Here is a 25,785-nt window from a genome sequence, read left to right on the forward strand (position 1 = left end):
AATTCGTGCCTCAACCCCCTATTAGAGCAGGTTTTGGGACTCTACCATCCCAACCAAAGGAATTGCGAGGTGCTAAATGACAAAGACCGTATTGTTGTCCCGCAGCTGGGGATACTCCGCTGGTGCTCTGTGGTTAAACTGAGCAAAGTAGGCGGCCAAGGGTTCGGGTAGGGTCGGTAGTGTGACTTGGGTATCTCCTTGGGCAATTTCTGGCCAGAGGGACGATAGGGCTTGGGCGAGGGGCTGGGCCTCAGTTTCCGATAAATTAAAGGGCGGTAAGGTGAGAAAGCGCACCATAAACCCCGCACCCCGCTGCAGCATCCATTGGCGGGAGAGATCACTCAAGGTGGGATAGGTCTTCAGAGATTCAATGCGGTAGGATTCCACATCCACTTGCCAGCCCCCTTGGGGATGTTGCTGCAAAATGAGCCGGCGATAGGGATGGGGATAGCTGACGAGGGAACCCGTCGTTAGATCAAACAGCCCCTGCTCATAGGCAATGTCTTGGACATGGAGATGTCCGGTTAAGACCAAGGCCACCCCCGCCGATCGCAGGAGGTTGAGGAGTTCCACCCGATTCTCCAAGAGGTAGCGCTGCCCCATTGGACTTTGGCTCTGTTGTGGCCAATGCTCAAGGACATTGTGGTGAATCATTACAAGGCGCAGTCCGGCAAAAGGTTTTGCCAATAGAGCCGCCAACCATGCCAGTTGTCCTTGATCGACTGCCCCCATCTGCTGACCTGTCGGGCTAAATTGGTTGGAATTCAGGGCAATCAGTTGTAGGTTGTCTGCAAGCAGGGTTTGATAGTAATGCTTGGCGCCCTTGCCATAGCCCGCATGGGGATACCACTGGGGAAAGTCAGCCCAACCAATACGCTTGTGATCTCCTAGCGGCAGAGGCACATCGTGATTCCCCGGAATCACATAGCAGGGAATGGGCAGGGTTTGCAGATAGCGACTGAGCCAGCGGTGGTTAACGACTTCGCCATCCCGTGTCAGGTCACCGGGCATCAACAAAGCATCAATACCCAGATCAAGAAGATGAGTGACGGCTGCTTCAAAAGCAGGAATACTCACTTCATAGAGAAAAATGGGGGGATGATCCGTCGGAATCGTCTCCGGCAGAGCAATGTGGGGATCACTGATAATACCGAGCCGCACCGCCATCGCTATTTCCTAGTGGCGGAAGTGTCGCCGGTTGGTAAAGACCATGGCAATTCCCGCTTCATTGGCTGCTTGGATAGACTCATTATCCCGCAAACTGCCCCCCGGTTGAATAATCGCCGCAATACCAGCAAGGGCAGCGGCTTGCACAGAATCGGCAAAGGGGAAAAAGCCATCACTGGCCAGTACAGCGCCGCGGGCAGCCTCACCGGCCTCCCTGAGGGCAATGTGTACAGCACCCACCCGATTCATTTGACCGGCGCCAATGCCGCGGGTTTGGCGATCGCGACTGACCACAATGGCATTGGACTTAACGTGTTTCACCACTTTCCAAGCAAAGATCAGTTCTGCCATCAACTCTGGACTGGGTGCGGTGGCGGTGACCACTTGCCACGCCTCTGGATCAATGGGGACGGGGTGAATATCTTGGACAAGAAAGCCGCCAGCAATGGTTTGAATCGCCGTCGTGGGAGCCGTCTGCAACTCAGGTAAGGTGAGAACCCGCATCTTGGGTTTGGTTTTCAGGATCGGTAGCGCTGCTTCCTCACAGGCGGGAGCCACCACACACTCTAAAAAGGTACGGGTTAAGGCTTCAGCGGTGGCCACATCCAAGGGGCGATTCAGGGCAACAATGCCGCCAAAGGCAGAAACACTGTCGGCTGCAAAGGCACGTTCGTAGGCTTCCACAAGGGTTTTGCCCTCAGCCACGCCACAGGGATTGGTGTGTTTAATAATGACGGCAGCGGGGGCACCCTCCCCTAAAAATTCACTGATCACTGCCCGTGCCGCTTCTAGATCTAGCAGGTTGTTGTAGCTAAGTTCTTTGCCCTGAAGCAGGTCGGCGGCTGCCCAACCACTGGGGTGTGCCCCACTGATGTACCAAGCAGCCCGTTGATGGGGATTTTCGCCATAGCGCAGGACTTGTTTTTGCTGCCCCGTCAGGTGGAAGACCGGCGGCAGAATTTCTGGTTCAGTACCAGGGGACGTGATTTCTTGGAGATACTCGGCGATCGCCTGATCGTAACTGGCCGTCAGCGCAAACGCCCGCTGGGCACAGGCAAGGCGAAAAGCAGGTTGAGCTTCCCCGTGTAATCGTAATTCCTGAAGGTAAGTTTCATACTGGCTGGGATCCACCAATACTGTCACATGGGCATGGTTTTTGGCAGCAGCGCGAATCAGCGTCGGCCCACCAATATCAATTTGCTCGATCGCCTCGGCAAGGGTCACGTTGGGCTGGGCAATTGTTTCGGCAAAGGGATAGAGATTGACAACCACCAGATCAATCGGATGAATCCCTTGGGCTTGCAGATCAGCCGCGTCTTCGGGGCGATCGCGCCGTGCCAAAATACCGCCGTGAATTTTGGGATGCAGGGTCTTGACCCGCCCACCAAGGATTTCCGGTGCCCCTGTGTACTCCGAGACCGTTGTCACGGGAATCCCCGCTGCCTGTAAGGTCTTTGCGGTGCCACCACTACTCAGGAGCGTAAAGCCAAACTCCTGCACCAAGGCCGTAGCCAACGCCACCAGTCCCTGCTTATTGCTGGTGCTGAGTAAGGCCATTCGCCCCATGCCTGCAATCCTCCTAGGCGACTAAGAACACCTATTTTAGCGGTTTTAGCGGAACATACTGCTCACAGAGCTATCTTCATGGATGCGCCAAATGGTTTCGCCGAGAATACTCGCCACCGACAGCACCGTGAGTTGGGGAAAGCGTTGCGTCTCCGGTACAGGAATCGTGTTGGTGACAATCACCTCTTCAAAATCGCCTCCTTGGAGTCGCTCGATCGCTGGCGGTGAAAAAACCGCATGGGTGGCACAGGCATAGACTTCCTTGGCACCTTCCCGCCGCAGTAACCGTGCTCCTTCTAAAATCGTGCCGGCTGTATCAATCATGTCATCCACGAGCACCGCTGTCTTGCCCTTAACATCCCCCACCACGTTCATCACTTCAGCCACATTGTGGGCTTGGCGTCGTTTATCAATAATGGCTAGGGGCGCATCATCAAGCTTATTGGCAAAGGCACGGGCACGAGCCACCCCACCCACGTCGGGGGACACCACCACAATATCCTCAAGATTTTTGCTGCGCAGGTAGTCAAGGAGCACGGGTGAACCATAGACATGATCCACGGGAATGTCAAAATAGCCTTGAATTTGCGCTGAGTGCAGATCCATGGCCAGAACGCGACTCGCTCCCGCTTGAGTAATCAGGTTGGCTACTAGTTTAGCGGTAATGGACTCGCGGCCAGCGGTCTTGCGATCGGCACGGGCATAGCCATAGTAGGGAATCACCGCAGTCACTTGGCGGGCTGAAGCGCGGCGGCAGGCATCCACCATGATCAGCAGTTCCATCAGGTGGTCATTGACGGGTCGGCAACAGGGCTGGATCAGATAGACATCACAACCGCGAATGGATTCTTGAATCTGCACATACAGCTCGCCATCAGCAAATCGCTTGCGCACCATTGGGCCGAGATCAATACCGAGGTAGCGGGCAATTTCCTGAGCAAGGGCAGTGTTGGCAGAACCCGAAAACAGCTTTAGACGACTATGATCAGAAATGTGAGAGGGGGTAGTCGTGGGCAATGGCGCAGTGTGAATCACAGCATCTCCCCAAGATGGCGTGCATTTTGATTTTGATCTTATCATTTCCAATTTTGGGAGCCACTACCCTAGGATTGAATTTATAGAAAGATGAATTTTGAGGTCATCACCTTTGCCAATGGCGCGATCGCAACTCCCACGATTGGGGGATGTTTTTTTGTCACCGATAGGAGTCGCTTGGTTATTCCTTTTACCTGCACTTTTGTTTCTGACAATTTTTGTTTTTTTGCCGATTTTGTACCTTGTCTATCTTAGTTTTACGACGGGGAGTTTTAGTCAAGAAGGGGTGCGTTGGGTTGGCCTGCAAAATTATCAGCAATTGCTCCTGAGTCCAGACTTTTGGCAGGTGATTGGCAATACCGTTTATTTCACAGGGGCAACGGTGCTCCCCACGATTGTGCTGCCCTTACTCTTGGCGGTGGGTCTCAACCAAGGGATCAGGGGACGGGATCTGCTGCGCACGGCCTACTTTTTGCCAACAATGACCTCGATTGTGGCGGTGGGTTTAGGGTTTCGTTGGCTGTTTCAAACCGATGGCCCCGTGAATCAACTGGTGCAAACCTTGGGGGGACAACCGATTGCTTGGCTGAGTGATCCCGCTTGGGCAATGCCAGTGCTAATTTTGCTCAGTAGCTGGAAGCAGTTGGGGTTTAATTTAGTGGTCTTTTTGGCGGGGTTGCAAACCATTCCTCGCGATCGCTATGAAGCGGCACTTCTCGATGGTGCCAATGCTTGGCAACAGTTTCGCTACATTACGCTGCCGGGGTTGCGACCCACCTTAATTTTGGTGTTTGTCACAACAACGATTTTCACATTGCGCAGTTTTGAACAGGTCTATGTGGTGACCGGTGGCGGCCCCTTAGATACAACAAACCTGCTGGTATTTTATATTTACCAACAGGCGTTTGCGTTATTTGACTTTGGCTATGCCGCTGCCGCAGCAACGGTTCTTTTGGGAGTCACCCTAGGACTGATCTGGCTACAATTGCGTACGCGCCAAGACCCCAATCGTTAGAGAGAGGAGCCAAGACCAGCGTAAGCACCGTAGAAGAACAGCCCGACAATCACAATGACCCCCATGCCAGCCACCGTGGCCACAACCCACAGGGGAATGCGTCCGCCTTCAGACAACATGATCAATTCCTCCTAAGCAGATTCAGTTATAGAGAAGAATTTAGTTAAAGAAGTAGCTTGAAAAGAGCAACGCAAGGACGAAGATCAGCAACAACCCTAGGTACAGGGATGTGCGATTCAGTTCGACCGGCTGACGATTGGGATTCGGTTCCATGGCTGCACCTTCCTAACGTTGGATAAACTGCATAGCCGCGATCGCCCCGAGGAAGAAAATCGTGGGCACAGCAAGCGTGTGAACGGCCAACCAGCGGACCGTAAAAATCGGGTAAGAAACGGGTTCTTGATTGGGGGTATTACTGGTCATGGCAATCCTACTTCACCTGTTCTAAGAAGGTTTCAACTTGTTGTTTAGCTTGAAAGCGATCGGTCACCAGAGGAATCGACCGCTGTTCCTGAGCATAGTAGCTATCGGGGCGTGGTGTGCCAAACACATCATAGGCCAAACCGGTGCTGACAAAGAGCCAGCCAGCAATGAACAACGCCGGAATGGTGATGCTATGAATCACCCAATAACGGACACTGGTAATAATGTCGGAAAATGGTCGTTCTCCTGTCGTTCCAGCCACGTTGCGATGCCTCCAAAGTGTCTAATGTTAAAAAAAGGAAACGGTACTATCTATCATACAGCCTTTTTTCACAACGATTGAGCCGCATAAATAAGAACTGCGAACCCCCTCTACAGCGCTAAAACTTGGGTCTATAGGCCTAAAGTCCAGCCTTGGTCAAATCGGTGAGCACCTCTGCAGCACTCTGGTAGCGATCGCGAAAGTTATACTTGATCATTTTATTGATAATGGCAACAAACTGCGGCGAAAGATGCCGTCCCGGCTGCCAAATCATATCACCCGTGTTGCGATCAGAGGGCAAATCCATCGGGGCGAGCCCCGTCAGACCTTCAACAATAACCATACCCAAAGAGTAAATATCACTGGCAATCACCGGTCGTCCTGCCATTTGCTCGCTAGGGGCATACCCACGGGTACCAATGGAGATCGTATATTTGCCGTGCTGGAGCAACTCCTCGGGCTGGACATGGCGTACCGCCCCAAAGTCAATCAAAAACAGTTGTTGATCACTGCGGCGGCGCATGATATTGGCAGGCTTAATGTCGCGATGCACCACCCCAAACTGATGCACATACTGCAAAATTTCCAGAATGCTCTTGAGAATGGTGAGGGCTTCGGCTTGGGAGAGGGTAATTTTCTTTTCAAACTCCTCCTTGAGGGATTCCCCATCCACATACTCTTGGGTGAGATAGAAATATCCCCCCTCTTCAAAGTAAGCCAGTAATCGAGGGATACGCTCATGTTGACCCAATTGGGCTAAGGTTTCTGCTTCCCGCTGAAAGAGGCGACGGGCAATGGCCAAAAAACGTTCATCCTTACGGGAGGGCACCAACTGCTTGACCACGCAGATCGGATGATCTGGCAGATGTAAATCCGCAGCCAAGAACGTGCGCCCAAATCCCCCTTCGCCGAGTTGACTGAGGACACGGTAGCGTCCCCCCACAGTTTGTGGTAAGGGTTCACTGGGTTCTTCGCTGATGTCAGAAATGACGGTGGTTTTGGGTTGGGTGCCGCTCGGTGTTTGCGTCTCTGTCGTTGGGGGGGGCGGCGAGGGGACTGTCGTGGTGGGAATCACCTCTGGCCGCTGGGTGGGATCCACAGGCGCCGCGGTTAAGGGGTCAGGGTTGGATGGCTGGGTTGCTGGTAGGTCTCCCTTGGGGGTGGCTGGGATTGACAATTGGGTTTCGGGCAAATCTGCGCTGGTTGTAAATTGGGTGGGTGGAGTTGAGGTGATGTCCGGTGCCGTCTTAGGAATGGATAGTTGCGTTTCAGGCAAGTCCACACTGGTTGCAAATTGGGTTGAGGGCGTCGAGGTCGGTTCTGGGGTCGTTAGTGGCTCAGGTAGGGTGAGTTGCGTTTCGGGTAAATCAACAGTAGGGATGCTAGGGGTCTCTGGCATCGTTGTTAAGGCTTCGGGAACCGTCAGTTGGGTTTCTGGTAAATCAGGGCGCAGTGTCGAGGGGATCTCTGAGGGAACTGTTGGCTGCGGGGTAGGAACCACCCTCTGGGTTTCAGGAAGATCAATATGGGTAGGTTCAGGAGCAGTTGTGGGAGTTTCTGGCAATTCGGTGGCGGCAGTGGCAGCGTCCTCAGGGTGAACCACTAAGAAGGTTTCCCGCTCAGTGATGGATTGTGGTGGTGTCTCGCGGATCTCTGTGGGGGGAATTTGATCAACGACGGAGGTGAGGAGGGTAGGTGCGGTGTGGGGTTGATCTCTAGGGGGTGGGGTAGGTTCGATGGGGGTAAAGGAAATTGCTGTTTCCGGTTGCAGCACCGTTTCATTGGCATCCGTCTCTAGGCGAGAGACTTCTGTTGGCGAGGTTTCGGGGATTTCCAGAATGGGGGCTGATTCAGGTGTGGTTGATTGACTGATGCCTTCAGTCATGAACTCCAAGGGAGTTGCTGAGCGGCCACTGGGAACAGCCGTCGGTGTAGAGGGGGTAGGGGTGGATTCTGCAGGACTGAAGGCACGATAGCCCAGCATTAAAACCGCCGCACTGCCAAAGCCAACCAGAGGTGCCACCAGGGGAAGCCAACTCCCCTGTAAAAAGAGGAGGAATGTCAGGCCACTGAGACCCAGTCCCCCAGCAACCAACAGCGGCACAATCACCCAGCGCTGTCCCTTGGCGATGATCAGGGCACCAAGGCCAGACCAAGCCAGAATCCAAAGGGCGATCGCCCCCTGCGGCCATGTACCCATAGGAGAACGGTTATCGAGAGCCGCTGCTAGCAAATCTTCAAGGATCGCTGCTTGAACCACAACACCGGGGGTCAGGCGGTTGGTTTGCCCCGGCAGTGTCATTGGAATCAAAAACTTATCGTTACTACTACTGCCAGTGAGGCCAATGAGGACGGCGCGATCGCGCACCTTAGAGGGCAAGACTTGCCCCTTGAGCACCTCGCTCAGGGTCACGGTTTCATAGGGCTGGGTTGGGCGGGCGTAGTTGATCAGGATTTGAAACCCGGCTGCATCTAAGTGGCTGTAGCCTCCCCAGTTACTGGTTAAGGCTTGAAAGCGAGCCGTTCCCAAGTCAAGGCGGTTCTGAGTCACTGCTTGGGGATTCACCCCTAAAAAAAGACGCGCCAAAGCTAAAGCGAAAGATTGAGGGGTAGAGCAGCGATCGCTGGCTTCGGGTTGAGTTGCCAAAATCGCCCGCCGCACCACACCATCCTCATCAATGGGAATGTCTGCAAATCCCACCTGATCATTGAGCAGTCCAGCGGGTGGGGCAATTCCGGGATCTGTTTCGCCCCCCACTTTACAGACAATAACGGTGTTGGGCTGGGTCATCATCACCCGTCCGAGGGAGGGCAGCACATCGCTTGGCAGCTTGAAGCGATCGGGCACCGGAAAATCGCGAAAAATGTCAATGCCAATGACCTTGGGTTGGTGCTCCTGCAATTCATTGACAGCTTGAATGAGCACCTCGTCGGGAATGGGGTACTGCTTGAGGGTTTGAATATCAGCCTCGGTAATTTCAACAATCAGCAGTCGCTGGGACGTGGCCGGTGTCGATCGCCAGCGCAGCCATTGGTCATAGGCTCTTAATTCCAACGGTTCCAGCAGGCCCCCCACTCGCAGCGCAAGGACACCCACCGTGGCGATCGCCGTGGCAATGGCCGCCGGTAGAGCGCGTTTAAGATAATCAGGGATGGAGACAGGGGTCATGGCACAATCTGCGGTTGTTCCACTGACGCTGAAGGATTCTAGAAGGATTCTAAAAGGAGTTTCGCTTCTATCCTGACCTACACCACGGGCGATCGGCAAATTTACGAGGACAACTTTTAACATCCTGCCCACGCTAGAGGGCAACATGATCCCCCTAGGTGGCGGAAGGTGAAACGACTATAATCATTGAGGTGATTGCTGAGCACAACAAGCGCTATGACGGAAACCCCCGATTCAACGACGACTTCAACATCCACGGAAACCACTACTGCAGCCGCACGGCAACTGCTGGGCATGAAGGGTGCCAAAAGCGGCGAGACCAATATCTGGAAAATTCGCCTGCAACTAATGAAGCCGATTACATGGATCCCCCTCATTTGGGGCGTGGTCTGTGGTGCAGCCTCGTCGGGGGGATTTACTTGGAGTCTGGAGGATATGCTCAAGGCAGCGACCTGTATGCTGCTGTCGGGACCTTTGATGGCGGGCTATACGCAAACGCTCAACGATTACTACGATCGCGAGATTGATGCGATTAACGAACCCTACCGTCCCATTCCTTCAGGGGCGATTTCCCTTAACCAAGTGCGGGCGCAGATTATCTTCCTCGTTGTCGCAGGTTTGGGTCTAGCTGTTCTACTCGATCTATGGGCTGACCATCCCACGTTCCCTGTGACCAAAATTGCTTTGCTGGGAGGCTTTTTGGCGTATATTTATTCCGCACCGCCCCTGAAGCTGAAAAAGAATGGTTGGCTGGGAAATTATGCCCTCGGAGCCAGCTACATTGCTTTACCGTGGTGGGCAGGTCACGCCCTTTTTGGCGAATTGACACCGACGATTGTGATCTTGACGTTGATTTACAGTTTGGCGGGCTTGGGTATTGCCATTGTCAATGACTTCAAAAGCGTTGAGGGCGATCGCCAACTCGGCTTGGCTTCCTTGCCGGTGATGTTTGGCGTTACTACTGCTGCATGGATTTGTGTTCTGATGATTGACATTTTCCAGTTGGGGATTGCGGGCTACCTGATGGCGATTCATGCCAATCTTTATGCAGTGCTGCTGATTTTGCTGATTATTCCCCAAATTGTCTTTCAGGATATGTACTTCCTGCGGGATCCCTTGAAAAACGATGTCAAGTACCAAGCCAGTGCTCAACCCTTTCTCGTCTTAGGGATGCTAGTGGTGGGTTTAGCCCTTGGGCATACACTGGTGTAGTTGGGGGGCATGACGACATCGCTGACCTTCAAGGTAGAACAGGGGGGCGATCGCCTCGATACGTTTCTTGCACAGCGGCATCCTGAACTCTCGCGATCGCGCTGGCAGCAGCTGATCCAACAGGGCTATGTGCGGATTAATGGCCAAGTGTGCGATCGCAAAAATCAGCCCCTCAGTGGTGGTGAGGTACTGCAGGTGGTGCTCCCTGAACCAGAGCCGTTGGATTTAATCCCTGAACCCCTACCCCTGAGTATTCTCTATGAGGATGATGAGTTACTGATTCTCAATAAACCCGTGGATCTAGTGGTGCATCCTGCGCCCGGTCATCGCCACGGCACCCTGGTTCATGGTCTGTTAGCCCATTGCCCTGAGTTGACAGACATTGGCGGTGTCCAGCGACCGGGGATTGTGCATCGCCTAGACAAAGACACCTCTGGGGTGATGGTTGTTGCCAAAACGGAGTTTGCCCTACACCATCTGCAACAGCAATTGAAAGCACGGCAAATGCAGCGCCATTACCTTGGTGTCGTCTATGGCCAGCCCCCGCAGGACAGTGGAACGGTAATTACGCCCATTGGTCGTCACCCGGTGGATCGCAAAAAGATGGCGGTGGTGCCTCCAGAAAAAGGCCGCACAGCAATTACCCACTGGTACGTGCAGGAGCGCTTCCGCCACTGTGCCCTTGTGGAGTTTCGCCTTGAAACCGGTCGCACCCATCAAATCCGCGTTCATGCCGCCCACTTGGGTTGGCCGCTGTTGGGGGATCCTGTCTATGGCCGCGGTGCACCGCTAAAAGTAAAACTGCCCGGCCAAGCGCTCCATGCCTATCGCTTAGCGTTGCAGCATCCCCGTACAGGTGAGGAGATTGTGGCGATCGCCCCTCTGCCAGAGCATTTAGAAAAACTACTGCGGATATTGCGCCAGCAAGCGCTCAATTCCGAATCAATCCCTATAAATTGCTAACTTCAGGCAGGGATGAGGGGCAATTTCCTCGACAGAGGACGGTATCATACAAGCCGATCTCTTTCCCTTCATGCTTATTAATCCTTGTGTAAGCCAAGCTCGGGTCTTCATATCTTTTGAACTTATACACCGCATCGTTCATCAACGCGCTGTTGAACACCCCCAAGCTGACGAGCAGTTCAAAGTCTTTGACCGTCAACCCTGTGACCTTCTTGAACAACCCCGGCTCCAATTGCGTGATCACGTCCCGCAGTGTTCGTTCCCGGTAATCGGTCAGGTACATGAAAATGGGGATGCGGGTGGCAAATTTGATCAGTTTTTCCTGAATTTGCTTACGCTTGCTCTTGAATTCCTTTTCTTCTTCTGTGAGCTGCTTTTTCTTTTGAGAGGAAAGTTTCTGGTCATTTGCCTCTTTCTTCGCCTTCTTGACCGCTTCAGATTTGTTGATGATGGTCTCGATCTCCTGATTGAGATTGCGGAACCCCTCGATGCGCATCAGCGCCTGCATCGCCTCTTCATTGTTCATCAACCGCCGCAGCGTGTCGTCGTCCACGTTCACCAGCAGCGCGCTTTCCCAGCGGCGAGCCAACAGGGTTGCCGTGGTCCCGGCCATGGCCATATCGAGCACCCCGGCGGCGTCAATCTGCTTCATGGAACTGCCGTCGTAGGCCAACACCGGCAAAAATTGGATAAATTCCGCCACCTTCCTTTCCGGGTCTTCCCCGTTGACGTTCAGGCGGCAACTGTAGTCGGCGATCTGACGCAAGGCCCGATCCGGCGCAAAATCGAAGACGTAGCACTCCTTTTTGAGGATCAGCTCCTCATTAGGCGAAACGCCGTCGGGATTTTTGATGGTCCAAGGGCTTTGCACGCGAAAGGCGGCCTGAAAGTAGGTCTCTGGGCTGGAGGTGTTGCGCAGCATAAAAATCCCTGTCCAAGGTCGAACCGTCACGCCGGTGGTGAGCTTGCCGCAGGTGAGCGTAATGGTTTTGGTTTGGAGCGGGTCGTCCATTGCCTCCAACACAGGCGGCAGAGCCTCTGCGCCAATGCCCGCCGCGCTTCCTGCCGCCACGATGACCTTGTAATCGTGATAGAAATGATTGTGCCTTTTGGCTAAAAGGTTGCGCATCGCGTAGCAAGCCGCCACGCTGGGCAAGAACCAAAGCGTATGCGACAGCACATTCAACAGCCGCACATCAGAATAAGGCAAGGGCGGTTTCTGCGCACCCAAACGCAAGTTGTCTAAACTCGTTGGCAAGTGTGCGCCGCGAATCAGGTCGAGCCACTTCTGGACTTCCTCTTCATACGTGAACCGCGCCTGCTCGCCGACGCCCTCTGCTGAAAAGAATACGTTCAGGTCAAATTCGTTGAATTCGCCTTTCATCGCCACGTCGCGGATGTCATCCGGCAGTTGATAGGTCATCAACACCATCCGCGGCAAGGCGGCGTAGGGGTTATTGTCTCCCTGCCACTCTTCTTTAGCTTTCTGTTCGTCAGAATAGGTCCAGTTGTAGATCTGCTCCTCGATGAACTCGCCGGTGGCAATGGCTCGAAACGGCGTGCCTGAGAGATACAAGTAGTAATCCGCGGTGATGGGCAGAATGTCTTCATCAAAGTAGTCGATGGCTTCGCCTTCTGCCGCTTTGCGCTCGCGCTCGTCTTCGGATTCAAAAAGGTCTTTAGCTTTCTCTCGCCACGCGCCGAAGTGATATTCATCGAACATCACGCAGTCCCAGTGTGTGGTATGCACCCATTCATTCTTGGTTTTAATCCCGTTCGTGCTGGGATTGCGCCCTAAGTAATCTTGAAATGAGCCAAAGCAGACGATAGGCTTATTTTTATCCGCCTGCTCGTAGGTCAATCCGCCGGGTTTGATGAATTGCCAGCCCACGAAATCCACATGCGTGCGCAGGTCTTCTTCCCAGGCGTTTTGCACCGCCGGCTTGAAGGTGAGCACCAGCATCTTTTTCCAGCCCATGCGCTTGGCCAGTTGGTAGGCGGCGAAGGTCTTGCCAAAGCGCATCTTGCAGTTCCAGAGGAAATGGGGCGGCTTGTCGCTTTCCCGGCGGCAGGTCTGGAAATAGGCGACGGTTTTTTGAATCGCGGCTTCCTGCTCGGGACGCAAGCCGAAACTCAGCGATCGCTGTTCTTCTATCAATTGACCTGCCCGCACAGCATTGATAGCGGACTGCACATCTTTGTCCGTGCAGCGGAACCACTCGCCGCCGGCCTGCGGGATGCCGTTGATGCGTAGCATGCGGTGCACCTCGTGGTCGGTAAACCCGGTGCCGTCGTTGCGGATGGCCGGCTCCTCCAGCACAATGCGGTAGGGCTTCTCGCTAGGACGGAGCGTAGGATACTGCTGCGCCACCCGCTCCTGCACGCTCTTCGTGGTGTAGCCGATCTTGAGCAGGCCCGCATATTGGGGATTCGTATCCTCGTAGGCGTAGATTTTCGGCTCGATTCTGGGCCGTTGTGGAAAGAAATCTTTATGCGTCATGGGTCAAAAGCCTCTCCAATTCTTCCTGCAATTGTTTTTTGTCTGGCAAATAAAGCTGATATTTGCTCACGAAGAGTTTATTACTGATGTTTTGGGTAGCATATTCCACCAGGATATGGTCTTTGTAAGCTCCAAGCACGATGCCGATGGGCGGATTATCGCCTTCGACATTTTCCTCTTTAGCAAAATAATTCAGATACATGTTCATCTGCCCGATGTCGGTGTGCTCGATTTCCCCACGCTTGAGGTCGATCAGTACAAAGCACTTGAGTATGCGGTGATAAAACACCAAATCCACATAAAAATGGCGGTTTGACAGCGTGATTTTGTATTGCCTGCCAACGAAGGCAAATCCCTTGCCCAACTCCAGTAGGAATAACTCCAGGTTTTGAATCAGCCTTTGCTCCAGTTCGCCTTCCAGATAGTGGTGTTGGGGTGGAATGCCAAGAAATTCGAAAATATAGGGGTCTTTAATCAGGTCTTCGGCATGCTGAACATCGCTGCCCTTTTGAGCAATCTCAAGTACGCCGGCCTTGTCCTTACTCAGAGCCAGACGGTGAAAGAGCATGCTCTTCATCTGCCGCTTCAATTCACGCACGCTCCAGCCCTCTTTCTCGCATTGTTTTGCATAAAAACTGATCTCAAGGTCACTGTCTGCCTTCAGGATTTCAAAGTAATGGCTCCAGCTCAATTGGTGAGACAGTGTTTCACTTTTTGGGAAGGTCAGGTAAAACTTGCGGATATAGACCAGATTTGAGCGGCTAAACCCCTTGCCGAATTCCGCGGTCAGGTCTTTTGATAGCCGGTCGAGCAGTTCGCTGCCGTACTCGGCTTTCACATTTCCTTTTTGTTCGAACTCTACGATGTGTCGGCCGATCTGCCAGTAAGTCTGCACAAGGATTGTGTTGATGGCCCGGCCCGCCTGAATCCTTCCCTGACGGAGCAGTTCACCAATTTGCGTCTTTAACTGCTCATAGGGATTTGACGCAAGATGGCTACTCATCGGCAGGCTCCGTTTCTTCGTTTTTTGCGCCGTTTTCTTTAGTCGCCGGCATCGGGCGAATTTTCGACTCAATAAAGGCAATTTCTTCTTCCGTAAGCCCGTATCGCTCGTAAAGCTTTTCGTCGGTCCACTCGGTGTTCATGTCGAGGATGGGCACGAAGGCGTAGGCCTCTTTTGTAATGTGATGGGAATACATGAACTGGGATACCAAGAAACGGAAAAACCGAGTCTTCATATAAGCGACCAAATGTTCAGCCTGCTTTTGGGAAGCATAAGCCCCAATTACCAGATACGTTTCTGTGCAGATGGTTCTCGGAGGTAGTATGTCTATTTTGGAGAAAACCCTTCTCCTTCCGTCTGATCCTGGATTTCCGGCATGGTCATAGCCCACGTAGGATGTAATAACCTTCCATTTGTCGATCATTTCCACGCCAACGGTTATGTCCTCCCTTTTGTACGATCCTTCGCCGTTTTGCCAGCGCAGGATGAGATCGCCAGCTTTTTGGGGTCGAGCATTGGTAGGTACTCCAAAAGGTTTTCTGCTGGACACCTGTTCGCTCAATCTCCTTTCTTTCTTAGCGAGTACTTTTCTCACAATGGACACGGCCTGACTATGGCGGATGAAGGTTGGGAATTCATCGAGTTTTCGTATCGAAACGACGTTCTCTCCTTTGTGCATATTGATCACTTCGCAGGGCCCACGCGCGTCCCGTTCCCAAAGGAAATAACACACACCGCCGGCAATATCTACGCCGAGGAAGACCTCTGATGCATCCTCGAAGTCCACCAGTTTTCGGATGCGATCATCGCCAAGCATCTCGGCTCGGAAGGAATCCAAGCCCTTACCGCCTGCAAACCAGCGGGAAGGGATGATCATCAGCAAGTAACGTGGATTCAGTTTCTTTGCCTGGTGGACAAACTTGTTGTAAATCGGCGTTGCGCTTCTACCAAACCCCCCGTCGCTCAACTGATACGGCGGATTGCCAATGATGACATCGAATTTCATCGATTTCTCCTCGCTGTGCTCGTCGAAATGACATGGCTCGCTGTACTCGTCGAAAAGACGGAGTGGGTTTTCCGTATGGATGAACTCATAGGCGTGGGTTTCCAGTTCCTCGCCACGGGCGTAGTTGGCTTCGTTGGCGCCGCAGAAGAGGCAGCGGCCGTTTCGCCAAGTGTGCTCGGTGCGGCGGTAGCGGATGTTGCCTTCTTCGGTGTTAAAGGCGGTGCAAATGGAGTATTTGCCGTTGGCGTGTTTGGAGCAGTAGAGCGTGCGCCGCGCGATGAGCGCCGTCAGTTCGGTGATGGCGATGCCGAAGAGCTGGTTTTTCATGATGTGGTTGATGCGCTCTTGGCGATCGGGGATTTGGGTTTCCAGGCCCTTGTCCAGCCGCTTGGCGATCTCGCGCAAAAACACCCCCGACTTGCAGGCCGGATCGAGAAAACGGGCGTCGGGGTTACTCCAGAGATCGGGCGGCAGCAGATCCAGCATCTGGTTAGCCAGCGCCGGCGGGGTGAAGACCTCGTCGCTGGAGAGATTGGCTAGGCACAAGAGCACGTCCGGGTTGTGGCTACTCATCGTAGGCATGGGCAACCTCCAGAAAATGCACCGGCGGGTAGTCTTTGACCGGTTCAGGGATGAATACCTCCTCGCCGGCATCCGAAAAGAGCGGTAACTCCCGCATCGCTCCCTGGTTCACCAGTTCATGGAAGGCAAAGTCCCGCCGCTTGAGCAGGCTGCCATTGACCAGCGACCATTCAGGAAAAATAATCGGTTGGGGGTTCGCCCCTACGGTTTTCAAGGTCAGCGCGTCGCCATGAACAATATTTTTGCTGAGGATATAGCGCACTGTTTCTTGGCATGGCGCTTTGGCCTTGTCTTTGAAAAGCCGCGTGTAGGCTTCATCAAAAACGGCAAACAGCCGCTGCCGGCATTCCGCAGCGTTGTCTTCCAGAATGTCAATCCCGTAGAGCGACGACACGGCCAAGATGGCGTAGCGCTCGTATTCCAGTTGGACCCTAGCATAGCGCGCTTCCACCACGCGTAGTTTCCGGTTCAGGATTTCGACGAGAAAGTTCCCCGTGCCGCAGGCCGGCTCTAGGAAGCGCGAATCAATCCGCTCTGTTTCCTGTTTAACCAGATCGAGCATGGCGTTGACGATATGCGGCGGCGTCAGAACCTCGCCGTAATCCACAACCCGCTGTCTGGATTTTGTCATGGTTCTCATCGCTCACCAACATGGAAGTCAAACCTGAATCTCGACCTGTGGGCAACGGTTCGGCCTGTGGGTCGGTCTGGAAGGGAGGATTAAGCGCTCCTTGTTTCGGGTGGATGCGATCGCGGGTGCCATGGTTCATTGCAGTGCTAATTTGAAGTGACAGCCTATACTGACTGCACCCCTCGGTCTAACAAAAAGCATGGTTTGCGTTTCCACTGGAGCTAAGCGGATTCGAACCGCTGACCCCTTCAATGCCATTGAAGTGCTCTACCAACTGAGCTATAGCCCCGCATCAGCAGAACTTTATCATTGCGCAAAATGCTGCCCTTTGTCAACTCCTGCCCCCAAAGTAACCCTCTGCCTAGGATGGACAACCATGGTTTCCCCTCGCGATCGCCCTTTCGCTCAAAGGAAGTATCAAGTACCCAGTGTATAGTGGGTGTGAGTGCTGAGCAGGTCGGACTTTGGGAGTCTCATCGTCCCCCTTGCAGTTGATACGGGTACCAATGAATCGCGATCGCTCCCCTCTCCATCCAACGCTGAAGTATGCGGGTGTGCTGCGGCAAGTTTCCCCTGAAATGGGGCAGTTTTGGCTGTCTCAGGAGGAGGTGACCATTATTGGTCGTGACCCCGCTACCTGCCACATTGTCCTTGACGCTCACATCTATACTTCTGTTTCCCGCCACCATGCCCAACTCACCTGTCAAAAGCGTGGCAGTATTCCCGTGTGGGCGATCGCTGACCTCGGCAGTGTCAATGGCACCTATGTCAATCAACAGCGAGTAGAGAGCTTAACTGTGCTCAATGCCGGCGATCGCATTCAATTGGGGCGCCAAGGGCCTGAATTTGTCCTAGAATATCTTCCCCTCACCGAAGTCGTGAGTACCCAGCCCGATCAACCCCTCACCCTTACCCAACTCCTGCCTATTTTTGCCATTCATCCCGACTGGGTACGCAAAGCCTATCTGGTACCGGGGATTGTTACGGTTGTTGCGGTTATCCTCCTTTTCGCCACGGCTGGCTCCCCCGATGCCTTCAAGGTCATCTTGGCGCTCTATTTGGGCAGTGCTGCCTATTACTTTATCTATCAACTCTGTGGCAAGCGCAAACCCGCATGGGTTCTACTGGGCACATTGACGCTGGAAATGTTGATTCTGCAAAGCCCAATTTTGCCAGCCATGATCTATCTCTTTCGCACCATTTTACCCGGCCAACTGCATCCGCCCCATCCTTCATTTTGGGTGTTATTCAGCCGCAACTTCATTGGTGCCGGCTTAATGGAAGAACTCCTCAAGGCGTTACCCATTGTTGTGGCCTATGGCTTAGGGCGATGGCTGCCGAGTCCGTGGAAACAAAAGGTGGGCGTATGGGAACCCCTCGATGGCATTCTCTTGGGAGCGGCTGCCGGCCTCGGTTTTACTTGGATAGAAACCCTTGGGCAGTATGTCCCTAGTATTGCCGGTCAATTTGGTAATTTAGCTGGTCTGCAAGTACTGATTCCTCGGGTCTTGGGATCCCTAACGGGGCACATGGCCTACACGGGCTACTTGGGCTATTGTGTGGGATTGAGTGTATTGCGCCCCCATCGAGCGCCCTTGATTTTAATGGTTGGCCTAGGTCTAGCGGCCTTTCTGCATGCCCTTTGGAATACGGCTGCCGCCCGTTTTGGTCCGATGGGTTTGGCAGTGGTGGGGATTTTGGCCTATGTATTTCTCACCGCCGCGATTTTGAAAGCGCGTCAACTGTCCCCGACGCGATCGCAAAACTTTGCCACCCGCTTCTATGGTTATCGCTAGGCAGGTGTATAAAATATATTCATTTTGATTCCTTCATCCACTGGCGCGATCGCAACAGCGCAGCGCAACTGTCTCGCCCTTAACTTCGATGATCTAAATGGCTGGCTATCTCATTTCCCTTGGTATCTTTACTGCCACCTTTGCCCTTTTTAGCTTGGGGCTGAATTTGCACTGGGGCTATACGGGGCTAATTAACTTTGGCCATGTTGGTTTTTTGGCTATTGGTTCCTACACCACGATTTTGTTGGGGATTGCTGGCGTCCCCATGTTCTTTGCTGTCCTTGCTGGCGTGGTGCTGGCGATGGGACTGGGCTTTTTAATGGGGATTGCGACGCTGCGGCTGCGGGAAGATTACCTCGCGATTGTGACGATCGGCATGGCGGAAATTGTCCGCTTGATTGCCCTCAATGAGGATTGGCTAACCCGAGGCGGTCGGGGGGTGTATGGGTTTCCGCTGCCCCTTGCTCAGTTCAATCCCAATCTGCCGACCAAACTGGGGATGATTGCTCTTTTTTGGGTTGTGGTGGGGGCGGCTGCAGGGCAGTGGTGGCAATGGCTACAGCGGCAGTATGGGCGATCGCACCCCCGCTGGTTACTGCCTAGCTATGCAGCTTTATTCATTGCCGGTACCCTCAGCCTTTGGGCCACGTTACTCCCCTTAAGCTTAGGCCGGGGAATGGCCATTTTTCCTCTTGGGTTGACACTGGTGACGCTGGGTGGGGCGATCGCCCTTGTGAGCTATGATTGCCATCCAGAAAAACGAGCCGTGGTTCCCATTGCCCTGAATACCTTGGCCGCTGCTTTGGTGGGTCTGGTGGTCAAAGCCCTGACCCTTGGTCTGTGGGCCTTTAGCTACCGCGCTGGGTTGTTGTGGCTGCTGGTATTGGTGCTTGCTTTGGTGGTGTGGCAGCTGGAGCGTTTGATCCGTTCTCCTTGGGGACGGGTGCTCAAAGCCATCCGTGAGGATGAAGAAGTGGCCAAGGCCTTGGGTAAAAATGTCTTTGCCTACAAAATGCAATCCTTCCTTCTGGGGGGGGCGATCGCGGCGGTGGCCGGGTCGTTTTATGCGTGGCAGCTGACCTTTATTAACCCCGACGGCTTTGTATCCCTGATTACATTTCAGGCGTGGACCATTGTGGTTTTGGGGGGCGCAGGCAATAACATGGGTACCCTCCTCGGCGCTGCTCTCTTTTGGGCCTACACTGCCCTGACCCGCTTTATTCCCCTTGATGGCGGTCGCCTAGAGGCCTTGCGGATGATGCTCATTGGCCTTGTCCTCATTATCTTGATGATGTGGCGACCCCAAGGTATTTTGGGCAAAAAGGAGGAACTCAGCCTTGGTCGATGAATCTTCTCTTGCGCCCGTCTCTAGCGGTATCAGTCAAGTCTTGCCTTCGGATCTCCTAGTGGCCACGGGGCTGTGCAAAAGTTTTGGTGGCATTCGCGCTGTCGATCATGTGGAAATTCGGGTTGCCCGCGGCAGCATCACCGGTCTCATTGGCCCCAATGGTGCGGGCAAAACCACCCTATTCAACCTGTTGTGCAACTTCCTCATCCCCGATCAAGGCCGCGTGATCTTTGACGGCGTCCCAATTAGCCATTTGCCCGCCCACCAAGTTGCTCTCCAAGGACTCCTGCGAACATTCCAAGTGCCCCGTGTGCTCTCGCGCCTCTCGGTTCTCGAAAATATGCTCTTGGCTGCGCCGCTGCAAACAGGGGAGAAATTCTGGAATAGTTGGCTACAACCGCTGCGCATTCGTCAAGAGGAACAAAAGCTGCGGCAACGGGCGTGGGAGATTTTGGAGTCTGTGGGGTTAACCGCTAAGGCCCATGACTACGCTGGCGCCTTGTCGGGAGGGCAACGCAAACTTTTAGAAATGGCACGGGTGATGATGCACCATCCCCGCATGGTGCTCCTCGATGAGCCAGCAGCAGGTGTTAACCCCACCTTGATCCATCAAATTTGTGAGCACATTGTGCGGTGGAACCAACAGGGCGTGACATTTTTGATTATTGAACACAATATGGACGTGGTCATGTCCCTGTGTCAGCACATCTGGGTCTTAGCAGAGGGGAAAAATCTGGCTGATGGTTCCCCCACTGAGATTCAAACCAATCCTGAGGTTCTGACCGCTTACCTCGGACAGTAGTTCCTACTCCCATTAGGGGCTACAGCCTTGGGGATCGTTGGCACCCCTGAGGCTCTCCACAGCTTTGAATCCTCCCCCTCCTGAAGGGCGGCGCATTGGGCCAAAACCGCTAAAAAAGCTAAGGTCGAGGCAAATGGGCAGGCAACAGCGCCGCAAGGATCAGGCTGAGAAATAAAAATGCTGAGCCTGTTTCCAGCAAGGCAACGTTTTTTATGGCTGTGTTTCTGTACCAGTTGGCTTGCCAAACAATGAGGCCAAACTTGAGCAGTGCAATGGCAAAGGCCGCCGCTGCCAAGGGGGGCAACCACCCTAGCCACCACAAAAGACCAATGAGGAGAGCGGCAACACTGTGATAAATCAAACCAGGGAGCCAAAAGGCGGTTTTGTGCTTACGCAGCTTCACAGCAAAAATCGCACTGCCAAAGAAAAGGGTATTCAACAGCCATAATCCAACAGACAGGAAAGAGACCTCTTCAGTGGTGGCCATCTCCGTTAGGGGAGCCACCAAGCAGACCCCTGCAAAGGTGAGTAACTCGTTCCAGATGGCTTTGCGTTGACGATAAACTACGGCAATACTATCAATCACAAAAATGGCGATCGCCCCTAGGTAAATCCAAAGTAACCGTGGCACCTCAAGGTAAAGATAAAAAGCAATGCCAAGGGCAAGGGCACTGTAGACGCCTCCCCACATCAGGCAACGGGGTTTCCAACTTCGCCGCTGCTTGATTTGTAGTGTTAAGGGATGCTCCGCCTGAAAGGCACTAAAGGCAGTCACCAGAGCCAGCGTGGTTCTCCAACTCCAGTGCTGCGCTGCTGCTGCCCCCGTGAGAAACGCCACAATCAACATCACATAAACCCCATGTTCTGGGGAGAAGGTGGGCACGTACCAAGGTGTTCCCCTCCTTGCTGCTGATGCAGTTTCCGCAACCGCTGATGGCTCTGAAATGGTCATAATTGCATCCTCCACTAAACCAATCCCCCTAGACGAATACCAACACCAAAAATAGTCAACAGAACAGCCAGAACTGTGACCCCCATAATGTGAAACCCCAGCCGGGGCAGTGTTTCTGCTGTCAGCTTGGGCAAAATGAACCACCGAGCCTGTACAGCGAGGGCAAGGGTTGCCAGCAACAGTCCCAACTTCACGAGAACATATTGGGAGACCACAGACTGCGGTGGCCAAAATCCCACCCCGCCGGGAAAATAAATGAGGGTTAGGGCAATACCCGTCAGCAGCTGCAGCAATAATGCCCCCAGACCCAACCTTTCAAAAGGCTGCTCAAACTGCTGGATGGGCGTTGCATCCTGCTGCCTGAGGGCCTTGGGCAGAACGGTTAGGGCAAGAATAAGGTGCCCGCCCACCCATACAGTTGCGCCGAGGGTATGGAGAATCACCAGGAGTTTGAATAACATCACGACGCACAGGCTAGACGCTTGGCTTCAAGGAGGGCGATCGCCTTGGGAAACAGGAGATTGTTTTCCTTGTGGATATGCTGGTGCAAGTCTTTCTCAAGGCTCAACAGCCCTGCCAAAAGCACGCGGTACGTATTGCAGGCCCACTCAGGCGGCGTAAAACCATCGCTCAGGCGCCGCAACTGGGTGAGGGCTACGCCCGTCTCTGCATGCTCCCGTTGCATACAATCAATCGCAGCTGGGATCAAGACATTGACTGCCTGATCATAGCTTTTCTCCAACTGCCGCAGCCTGGGGAACAGAACTTGCTCCTCTTTTTGGAGGTGGGTTTTTAGCTCTGCGGCCAAGGCCACGACGGTTGCGTGCAGTTGCTGGAGACGGGCATCCCGCGAGCCGTGAACGGCCGCCACCTTCTCCGCCTGCGCCTCGAGACGGGGGAGTTCCCGCTGCAAGTAGGCATGGTGCACTGTTTCAATGTGGTCAACGAGGGCGGTCAGTGAAAGGTCAGCGATCGCCGGCTCAGGAGCAGTTTCTATGGCAGCTTCTAGCTCCTTAAGGAAGGTTTGGGCATCGATGCCCCGCTGGGCACAGGCTTCAGCAAGGGTTTGCTGACCGCCACAGCAGTAATCAATCTCTGCCGTCTCAAACAAGGCCGCTAAGGAAGGGTAATCCCGCACAAGGGCACCCACCGTATCCGTCAGTTGTAAAGATGTCATGGTCAGGCCTCCAAATGCAAGGTGGAGAGAGAATCTAGGGGGTAAGGTCGAGGGAGACCGCAACAGTGGGCTGCCGCCAAATCCCCCAGAGGGCGCGTCCTACGCCATAGATGAGCAGTCCGGCACCAACGGCAAAGATGACATCCCCAGGAATCCGCAGCCAGACGGTCCATTCCATCCAGGGGGAGTGAATGACGGCTCCACTGCGGGCATACCAAGTACCGTGGTTAATGGATTGCACCAGCTGATAGAAGCCATTGGGAATCAGACCGAGCACCAGCATGCCCACCAAGCCACCGTTGAGCCACCAAAATGCCCAGTTGAAGGTCTTTTCATCCCAAGCAGTTTCCGGGGTGATTTCCCGCAGAACAAAGAGCATTAAGGCGATCGCCAGCGAGCCGTATACGCCGTAGAGGGCGGCATGGGCATGAATTGGCGTCGTATTCAGTCCTTGGGAATAGTAGAGAACTATCGGTGGATTGATTAGAAAACCAAAGACCCCTGCCCCCAGCAAATTCCAAAAGCAGGTAGCAATGAAAAATCGCAGGGGTAGCCGATAGAACCCTTGGGCTTCTTGGGAAAGCTGCAGCGACTTCAGAACCTCAAACCCAATCAGGGTCAAGGGAACCACTTCCAACGCTGAGGCCACAGCGCCCAAAGCAGTGATCAGAACCGGTGTACCCGCAAAATAGAGGTGATGGAGTGTGCCAATGACACCACTGCCGAGGTAGAGAATGGTGGTCAAGTAAGTGGCCCGCAGAGCTGCGGAGCGCCTTAGGAATCCCAGTTCACTGCACAAGTAGGCGATCGCCACCGTGGCAAAGACCTCAAAGAAGCCCTCTACCCACAGATGAACCACCCACCAGCGCCAATACTCGGCCACACTGAGAGGGGTATGGTTGGTGTACATCAGCCCTGCCCCATAAAAGAGGGGAATGGTAATGGCGCTGTAAAGGAAAAAGTGGTTGAGGCCTGTCTTGCTCCCTTCTGCCTGAAGGGCAGGTCGCAGCGCCCGAAACATCAACCATAACCAAAATACCATGCCACCAATCAGCAAGAGTTGCCAAAGTCGCCCTAGCTCCACATACTCATAGCCCTGATGGCCCAACCAAAAACTCTGGGCACCCAGATAGCCCTGAACGGCTGCCCAAGCTCCCCCAAGGGAACCAAGAACCACTACGGTGAGGGCAATCAGAAGCCCCATGTTTCCCCAAGCCTGAAACTTCGGTTCATGGCGCGCAAAGCGAGGGCCAAAGTATAGACCGGCCGCCAGCCAACAGGTGGCAATCCAAAAGACCGCCAGTTGCAGGTGCCATGTCCGTGAGGCAGCGTAGGGGAGATACTGCTGAATCGGCACACCATAAAATCCATCCCCTTCCACGGCATAGTGGGCAGTAACCATGCCCATGAGGATCTGCAGGAGAAACAGACCCATGGCCACCCCAAAGAAAAGGGTAGTCACTTTTTGGCTGGGGGTGGCAAGGCGGATGGCGGGGCGTTCTGTTACCGCTTGAACCGCATCCTCCCCTTGGAGCAGATAGACAACGAGAAAGCCGGCGATCGCAGCAATTAACACAACGACTGAGACAATCGACCAAATGACAAACTGCCCTGGGGGTTGGTTGCCCACCAGTGGATCATGGGGAAAATTCGCCGTGTAGGAAAAGGGCGCCAAAGGACGAGTGGCGACTGCTGCCCAAGCGGTCCAGGCAAAAAAAGCAGTCACATCGCGGATTTGTGCGGGATCAGTAAACCAGTTGCGCGGAATAGAGTGCGCCGCAGCACCTTGGGATAGCAGTGTTTTGTACTGCTCAAAGACGTGGCGCAGTCCTTGGGCTTGAGCACGGGTGAGCGTCAGCACTCCTGTTTCAGGATTGTAACGGTTGGGCTTAAATTGCTCTTGCACTTGCACCTGTAGTTGAGCCCGCTCAGAGGCAGAGAGTGCCTCCCAATCTGCTTGGCTAAAGCTCGCATCGCCGCGGTAGAGAATTCCAGCGGTGGCTAGACCCCAGCGGTGCAGCACATCCGCTGTCCAGTCTGGAGCCAGATAACTGCCATGACCCCAGATGCTGCCAATGTGCTGGCCGCCCCGTGCCAAATACAGTTCTTGACCTCGCTGTATGTTCTCACGGCTAAAAAGCACCTCCTGTTGGGGCGAGACAATCGTTGTCGGTATTGGCGGGGCATGCCGGTAAATAACGGCGCCTGCTGTCAGCAGCACACTAAAGGTAATGACACAGACTAGCACTAACCAAGCGGGCAGCCGCAAGTGCCACCCTCGCTCTAGGTGAGCTGCTTGAGTAATATTGAAGGGGACGTTTGCCATAGACACTTCCTCTCGGCAGCTATTGAGACTTAAGGTAGCTGCGGCTTGGGGGGTAGCGCCTTGACTTAGGTCAAAAGGAACCTTGAGAAATATTTAACTTTTACGGTGGGTCATGAAAGCGGGTATTGAGGAATGTCTGCGCCAGTCACCAATGTTTAGTGAGCTTTCGCCACCCCAGCTAGGGCGGTTGGTTGCAATTTCGCAGTTACAGACTTGGCAACGGCAGCAAATCATTTTTAGAAAAGGCGATGCCGCTGCGGGGTTTTTTGTTGTGAAAACCGGGCGGGTCAAGGTCTTTAATCTTTCAGCGGCAGGGAAGGAGCAAATCCTGAATATCTTTGAACCGGGCGACAGCTTTGCGGAGGTGGTGGCCTTCGATAACCAGCCCTATCCTGCCTCGGCAGAAGCAATTGAATACGTTGAACTGATCTTTTTGCCGCGGTTCGCTTTTTTGAATTTGCTCCACCAAGATGCGGATCTAAGTGTTCGTTTGCTAGCTAGCTTTGCTAGGCATCTGCGTCATTTGGTGAGTCTTATAGAAGACCTTTCCTTTAGACAGGTGCCCCAACGCCTAGCAGCCTATTTGTTGCAACGATTGGCCACTAGCGATCGCCCAGATAGTATTACCCTAGATTTGAAAAAAACAGAGCTGGCCGCTTTGCTAGGCACTATTCCTGCAACGCTGTCGCGGGCGTTTTACGACCTGAATACCCAAGGCATTCTGAAGGTAGAGGGCAATGAGATTACCATCTGCGATCGCCAGCGGCTACAAAGATTGAGTGAAGAATAGTCGAGCTTTTTCCCCAAGGCTCAACCGGCTCAAAACCTTCAGAAACAATTTTGGGGAGCG

23 protein-coding genes and 1 tRNA gene are annotated in these 25,785 nt (G+C 53.7%); 7 read left to right on the plus strand and 17 right to left on the minus strand.

Annotated elements, in window-relative coordinates; translation table 11 throughout:
• Positions 1–72: 72 nt before the first annotated feature.
• Genes RHI63_RS02755 through RHI63_RS02765 form a run of 3 tightly spaced genes read right to left on the minus strand, consistent with a single transcriptional unit; the run spans position 73 to position 3,813 of the window.
• On the minus strand, positions 73–1,167 hold the full coding sequence (locus tag RHI63_RS02755) for a metallophosphoesterase (RefSeq protein ID WP_206200974.1): 1,095 nt from the start codon (positions 1,165–1,167) through the stop codon (positions 73–75).
• A gap of 9 nt (positions 1,168–1,176) precedes the next feature.
• Complete coding sequence (purH, locus tag RHI63_RS02760; protein WP_310743343.1) at positions 1,177–2,733, minus strand: bifunctional phosphoribosylaminoimidazolecarboxamide formyltransferase/IMP cyclohydrolase; 1,557 nt, start codon at positions 2,731–2,733, stop codon at positions 1,177–1,179.
• A gap of 45 nt (positions 2,734–2,778) precedes the next feature.
• Entirely contained in the window at positions 2,779–3,813 is a 1,035-nt protein-coding gene (locus tag RHI63_RS02765) for a ribose-phosphate pyrophosphokinase (RefSeq protein WP_149820465.1), read from the minus strand.
• Between the two features lie 73 nt (positions 3,814–3,886).
• Here RHI63_RS02765 and RHI63_RS02770 point away from each other — a divergent pair, with 73 nt between their 5' ends.
• Positions 3,887–4,783, plus strand: a complete 897-nt coding sequence (locus RHI63_RS02770) for a carbohydrate ABC transporter permease (protein WP_206200976.1) — start codon at positions 3,887–3,889, stop codon at positions 4,781–4,783.
• On the opposite strand, the gene RHI63_RS02775 is transcribed toward RHI63_RS02770, so the two are convergent.
• The 5 genes from RHI63_RS02775 to RHI63_RS02795 all read right to left on the minus strand — a co-directional run bounded on the left by RHI63_RS02775 (position 4,780) and on the right by RHI63_RS02795 (position 8,637).
• On the minus strand, positions 4,780–4,899 hold the full coding sequence (locus tag RHI63_RS02775; RefSeq protein WP_099798822.1) for a photosystem II reaction center protein J: 120 nt from the start codon (positions 4,897–4,899) through the stop codon (positions 4,780–4,782). The genes RHI63_RS02770 and RHI63_RS02775 overlap by 4 nt on opposite strands.
• Positions 4,900–4,942: 43 nt before the next feature.
• Positions 4,943–5,056 carry a photosystem II reaction center protein L gene (locus tag RHI63_RS02780; protein WP_149820459.1) on the minus strand — a complete coding sequence of 38 codons (114 nt, stop codon included), beginning with the start codon at positions 5,054–5,056 and terminating at the stop codon, positions 4,943–4,945.
• 12 nt (positions 5,057–5,068) lie between these two features.
• Positions 5,069–5,206, minus strand: a complete 138-nt coding sequence (gene psbF, locus RHI63_RS02785) for a cytochrome b559 subunit beta (protein WP_099798824.1) — start codon at positions 5,204–5,206, stop codon at positions 5,069–5,071.
• 7 nt (positions 5,207–5,213) lie between these two features.
• Complete coding sequence (gene psbE / locus RHI63_RS02790) at positions 5,214–5,468, minus strand: cytochrome b559 subunit alpha (RefSeq protein ID WP_149820457.1); 255 nt, start codon at positions 5,466–5,468, stop codon at positions 5,214–5,216.
• Between the two features lie 139 nt (positions 5,469–5,607).
• Complete coding sequence (locus tag RHI63_RS02795) at positions 5,608–8,637, minus strand: CHASE2 domain-containing protein (protein ID WP_310821804.1); 3,030 nt, start codon at positions 8,635–8,637, stop codon at positions 5,608–5,610.
• 216 nt (positions 8,638–8,853) lie between these two features.
• Here RHI63_RS02795 and chlG point away from each other — a divergent pair, with 216 nt between their 5' ends.
• Entirely contained in the window at positions 8,854–9,849 is a 996-nt protein-coding gene (gene chlG, locus RHI63_RS02800; RefSeq protein WP_310821805.1) for a chlorophyll synthase ChlG, read from the plus strand.
• A 9-nt stretch (positions 9,850–9,858) separates the two neighbouring features.
• Complete coding sequence (locus RHI63_RS02805; protein WP_310821807.1) at positions 9,859–10,812, plus strand: RluA family pseudouridine synthase; 954 nt, start codon at positions 9,859–9,861, stop codon at positions 10,810–10,812.
• Here RHI63_RS02805 and RHI63_RS02810 read toward each other — a convergent pair.
• The 5 genes from RHI63_RS02810 to RHI63_RS02830 all read right to left on the minus strand — a co-directional run bounded on the left by RHI63_RS02810 (position 10,799) and on the right by RHI63_RS02830 (position 16,823).
• A complete protein-coding gene (locus tag RHI63_RS02810) occupies positions 10,799–13,312 on the minus strand; it encodes a GIY-YIG nuclease family protein (protein WP_310821808.1) in 2,514 nt (837 codons plus the stop codon). The two genes, RHI63_RS02805 and RHI63_RS02810, sit on opposite strands and share 14 nt — an antisense overlap.
• Positions 13,302–14,315 (minus strand): PDDEXK nuclease domain-containing protein, encoded by a 1,014-nt coding sequence (locus tag RHI63_RS02815; protein ID WP_310821809.1) that lies wholly within the window; start codon positions 14,313–14,315, stop codon positions 13,302–13,304. Before RHI63_RS02815 ends, RHI63_RS02810 begins: the two co-directional genes overlap by 11 nt.
• Complete coding sequence (locus RHI63_RS02820) at positions 14,308–15,903, minus strand: Eco57I restriction-modification methylase domain-containing protein (RefSeq protein WP_310828268.1); 1,596 nt, start codon at positions 15,901–15,903, stop codon at positions 14,308–14,310. The genes RHI63_RS02815 and RHI63_RS02820 overlap by 8 nt, the downstream gene beginning before the upstream one ends.
• Positions 15,887–16,543 carry a DNA methyltransferase gene (locus RHI63_RS02825; RefSeq protein WP_225901632.1) on the minus strand — a complete coding sequence of 219 codons (657 nt, stop codon included), beginning with the start codon at positions 16,541–16,543 and terminating at the stop codon, positions 15,887–15,889. The genes RHI63_RS02820 and RHI63_RS02825 overlap by 17 nt, the downstream gene beginning before the upstream one ends.
• 207 nt (positions 16,544–16,750) lie before the next feature.
• Positions 16,751–16,823 (minus strand) — tRNA-Ala (locus RHI63_RS02830).
• 196 nt (positions 16,824–17,019) lie between these two features.
• On the opposite strand from RHI63_RS02830, the gene RHI63_RS02835 reads away from it, so the two are divergent.
• The 3 genes from RHI63_RS02835 (at position 17,020) to RHI63_RS02845 (ending at position 20,480) form a co-directional block, all read left to right on the plus strand.
• A complete protein-coding gene (locus tag RHI63_RS02835; protein WP_225901633.1) occupies positions 17,020–18,330 on the plus strand; it encodes a PrsW family glutamic-type intramembrane protease in 1,311 nt (436 codons plus the stop codon).
• A 97-nt stretch (positions 18,331–18,427) separates the two neighbouring features.
• The gene (locus tag RHI63_RS02840; protein WP_206200988.1) at positions 18,428–19,678 is read left to right on the plus strand and encodes a branched-chain amino acid ABC transporter permease; all 1,251 of its coding nucleotides are present in this window, start codon (positions 18,428–18,430) and stop codon (positions 19,676–19,678) included.
• Positions 19,668–20,480, plus strand: coding sequence for an ABC transporter ATP-binding protein (locus RHI63_RS02845; RefSeq protein ID WP_225901634.1), 813 nt, complete (start codon positions 19,668–19,670; stop codon positions 20,478–20,480). Before RHI63_RS02840 ends, RHI63_RS02845 begins: the two co-directional genes overlap by 11 nt.
• A 118-nt stretch (positions 20,481–20,598) precedes the next feature.
• On the opposite strand, the gene RHI63_RS02850 is transcribed toward RHI63_RS02845, so the two are convergent.
• The 4 genes from RHI63_RS02850 to RHI63_RS02865 are packed head-to-tail and all read right to left on the minus strand — an operon-like array spanning position 20,599 to position 24,935.
• On the minus strand, positions 20,599–21,432 hold the full coding sequence (locus RHI63_RS02850) for a YwiC-like family protein (RefSeq protein WP_206200989.1): 834 nt from the start codon (positions 21,430–21,432) through the stop codon (positions 20,599–20,601).
• Positions 21,433–21,446: 14 nt separating this feature from the next.
• Positions 21,447–21,893, minus strand: a complete 447-nt coding sequence (locus RHI63_RS02855) for a CopD family protein (RefSeq protein ID WP_206200990.1) — start codon at positions 21,891–21,893, stop codon at positions 21,447–21,449.
• A complete protein-coding gene (gene ric, locus RHI63_RS02860) occupies positions 21,893–22,609 on the minus strand; it encodes an iron-sulfur cluster repair di-iron protein (protein ID WP_310744787.1) in 717 nt (238 codons plus the stop codon). Before ric ends, RHI63_RS02855 begins: the two co-directional genes overlap by 1 nt.
• Before the next feature lie 34 nt (positions 22,610–22,643).
• Positions 22,644–24,935, minus strand: a complete 2,292-nt coding sequence (locus tag RHI63_RS02865) for a nitric-oxide reductase large subunit (RefSeq protein WP_310800438.1) — start codon at positions 24,933–24,935, stop codon at positions 22,644–22,646.
• Between the two features lie 112 nt (positions 24,936–25,047).
• Here RHI63_RS02865 and RHI63_RS02870 point away from each other — a divergent pair, with 112 nt between their 5' ends.
• Positions 25,048–25,725 (plus strand): Crp/Fnr family transcriptional regulator, encoded by a 678-nt coding sequence (locus RHI63_RS02870; protein ID WP_206200993.1) that lies wholly within the window; start codon positions 25,048–25,050, stop codon positions 25,723–25,725.
• The last annotated feature ends 60 nt before the right edge of the window (positions 25,726–25,785 follow it).

Origin of the sequence: Thermosynechococcus sp. GLH187, from assembly GCF_031583395.1 — a bacterium.
GTDB lineage: Bacteria > Cyanobacteriota > Cyanobacteriia > Thermosynechococcales > Thermosynechococcaceae > Thermosynechococcus.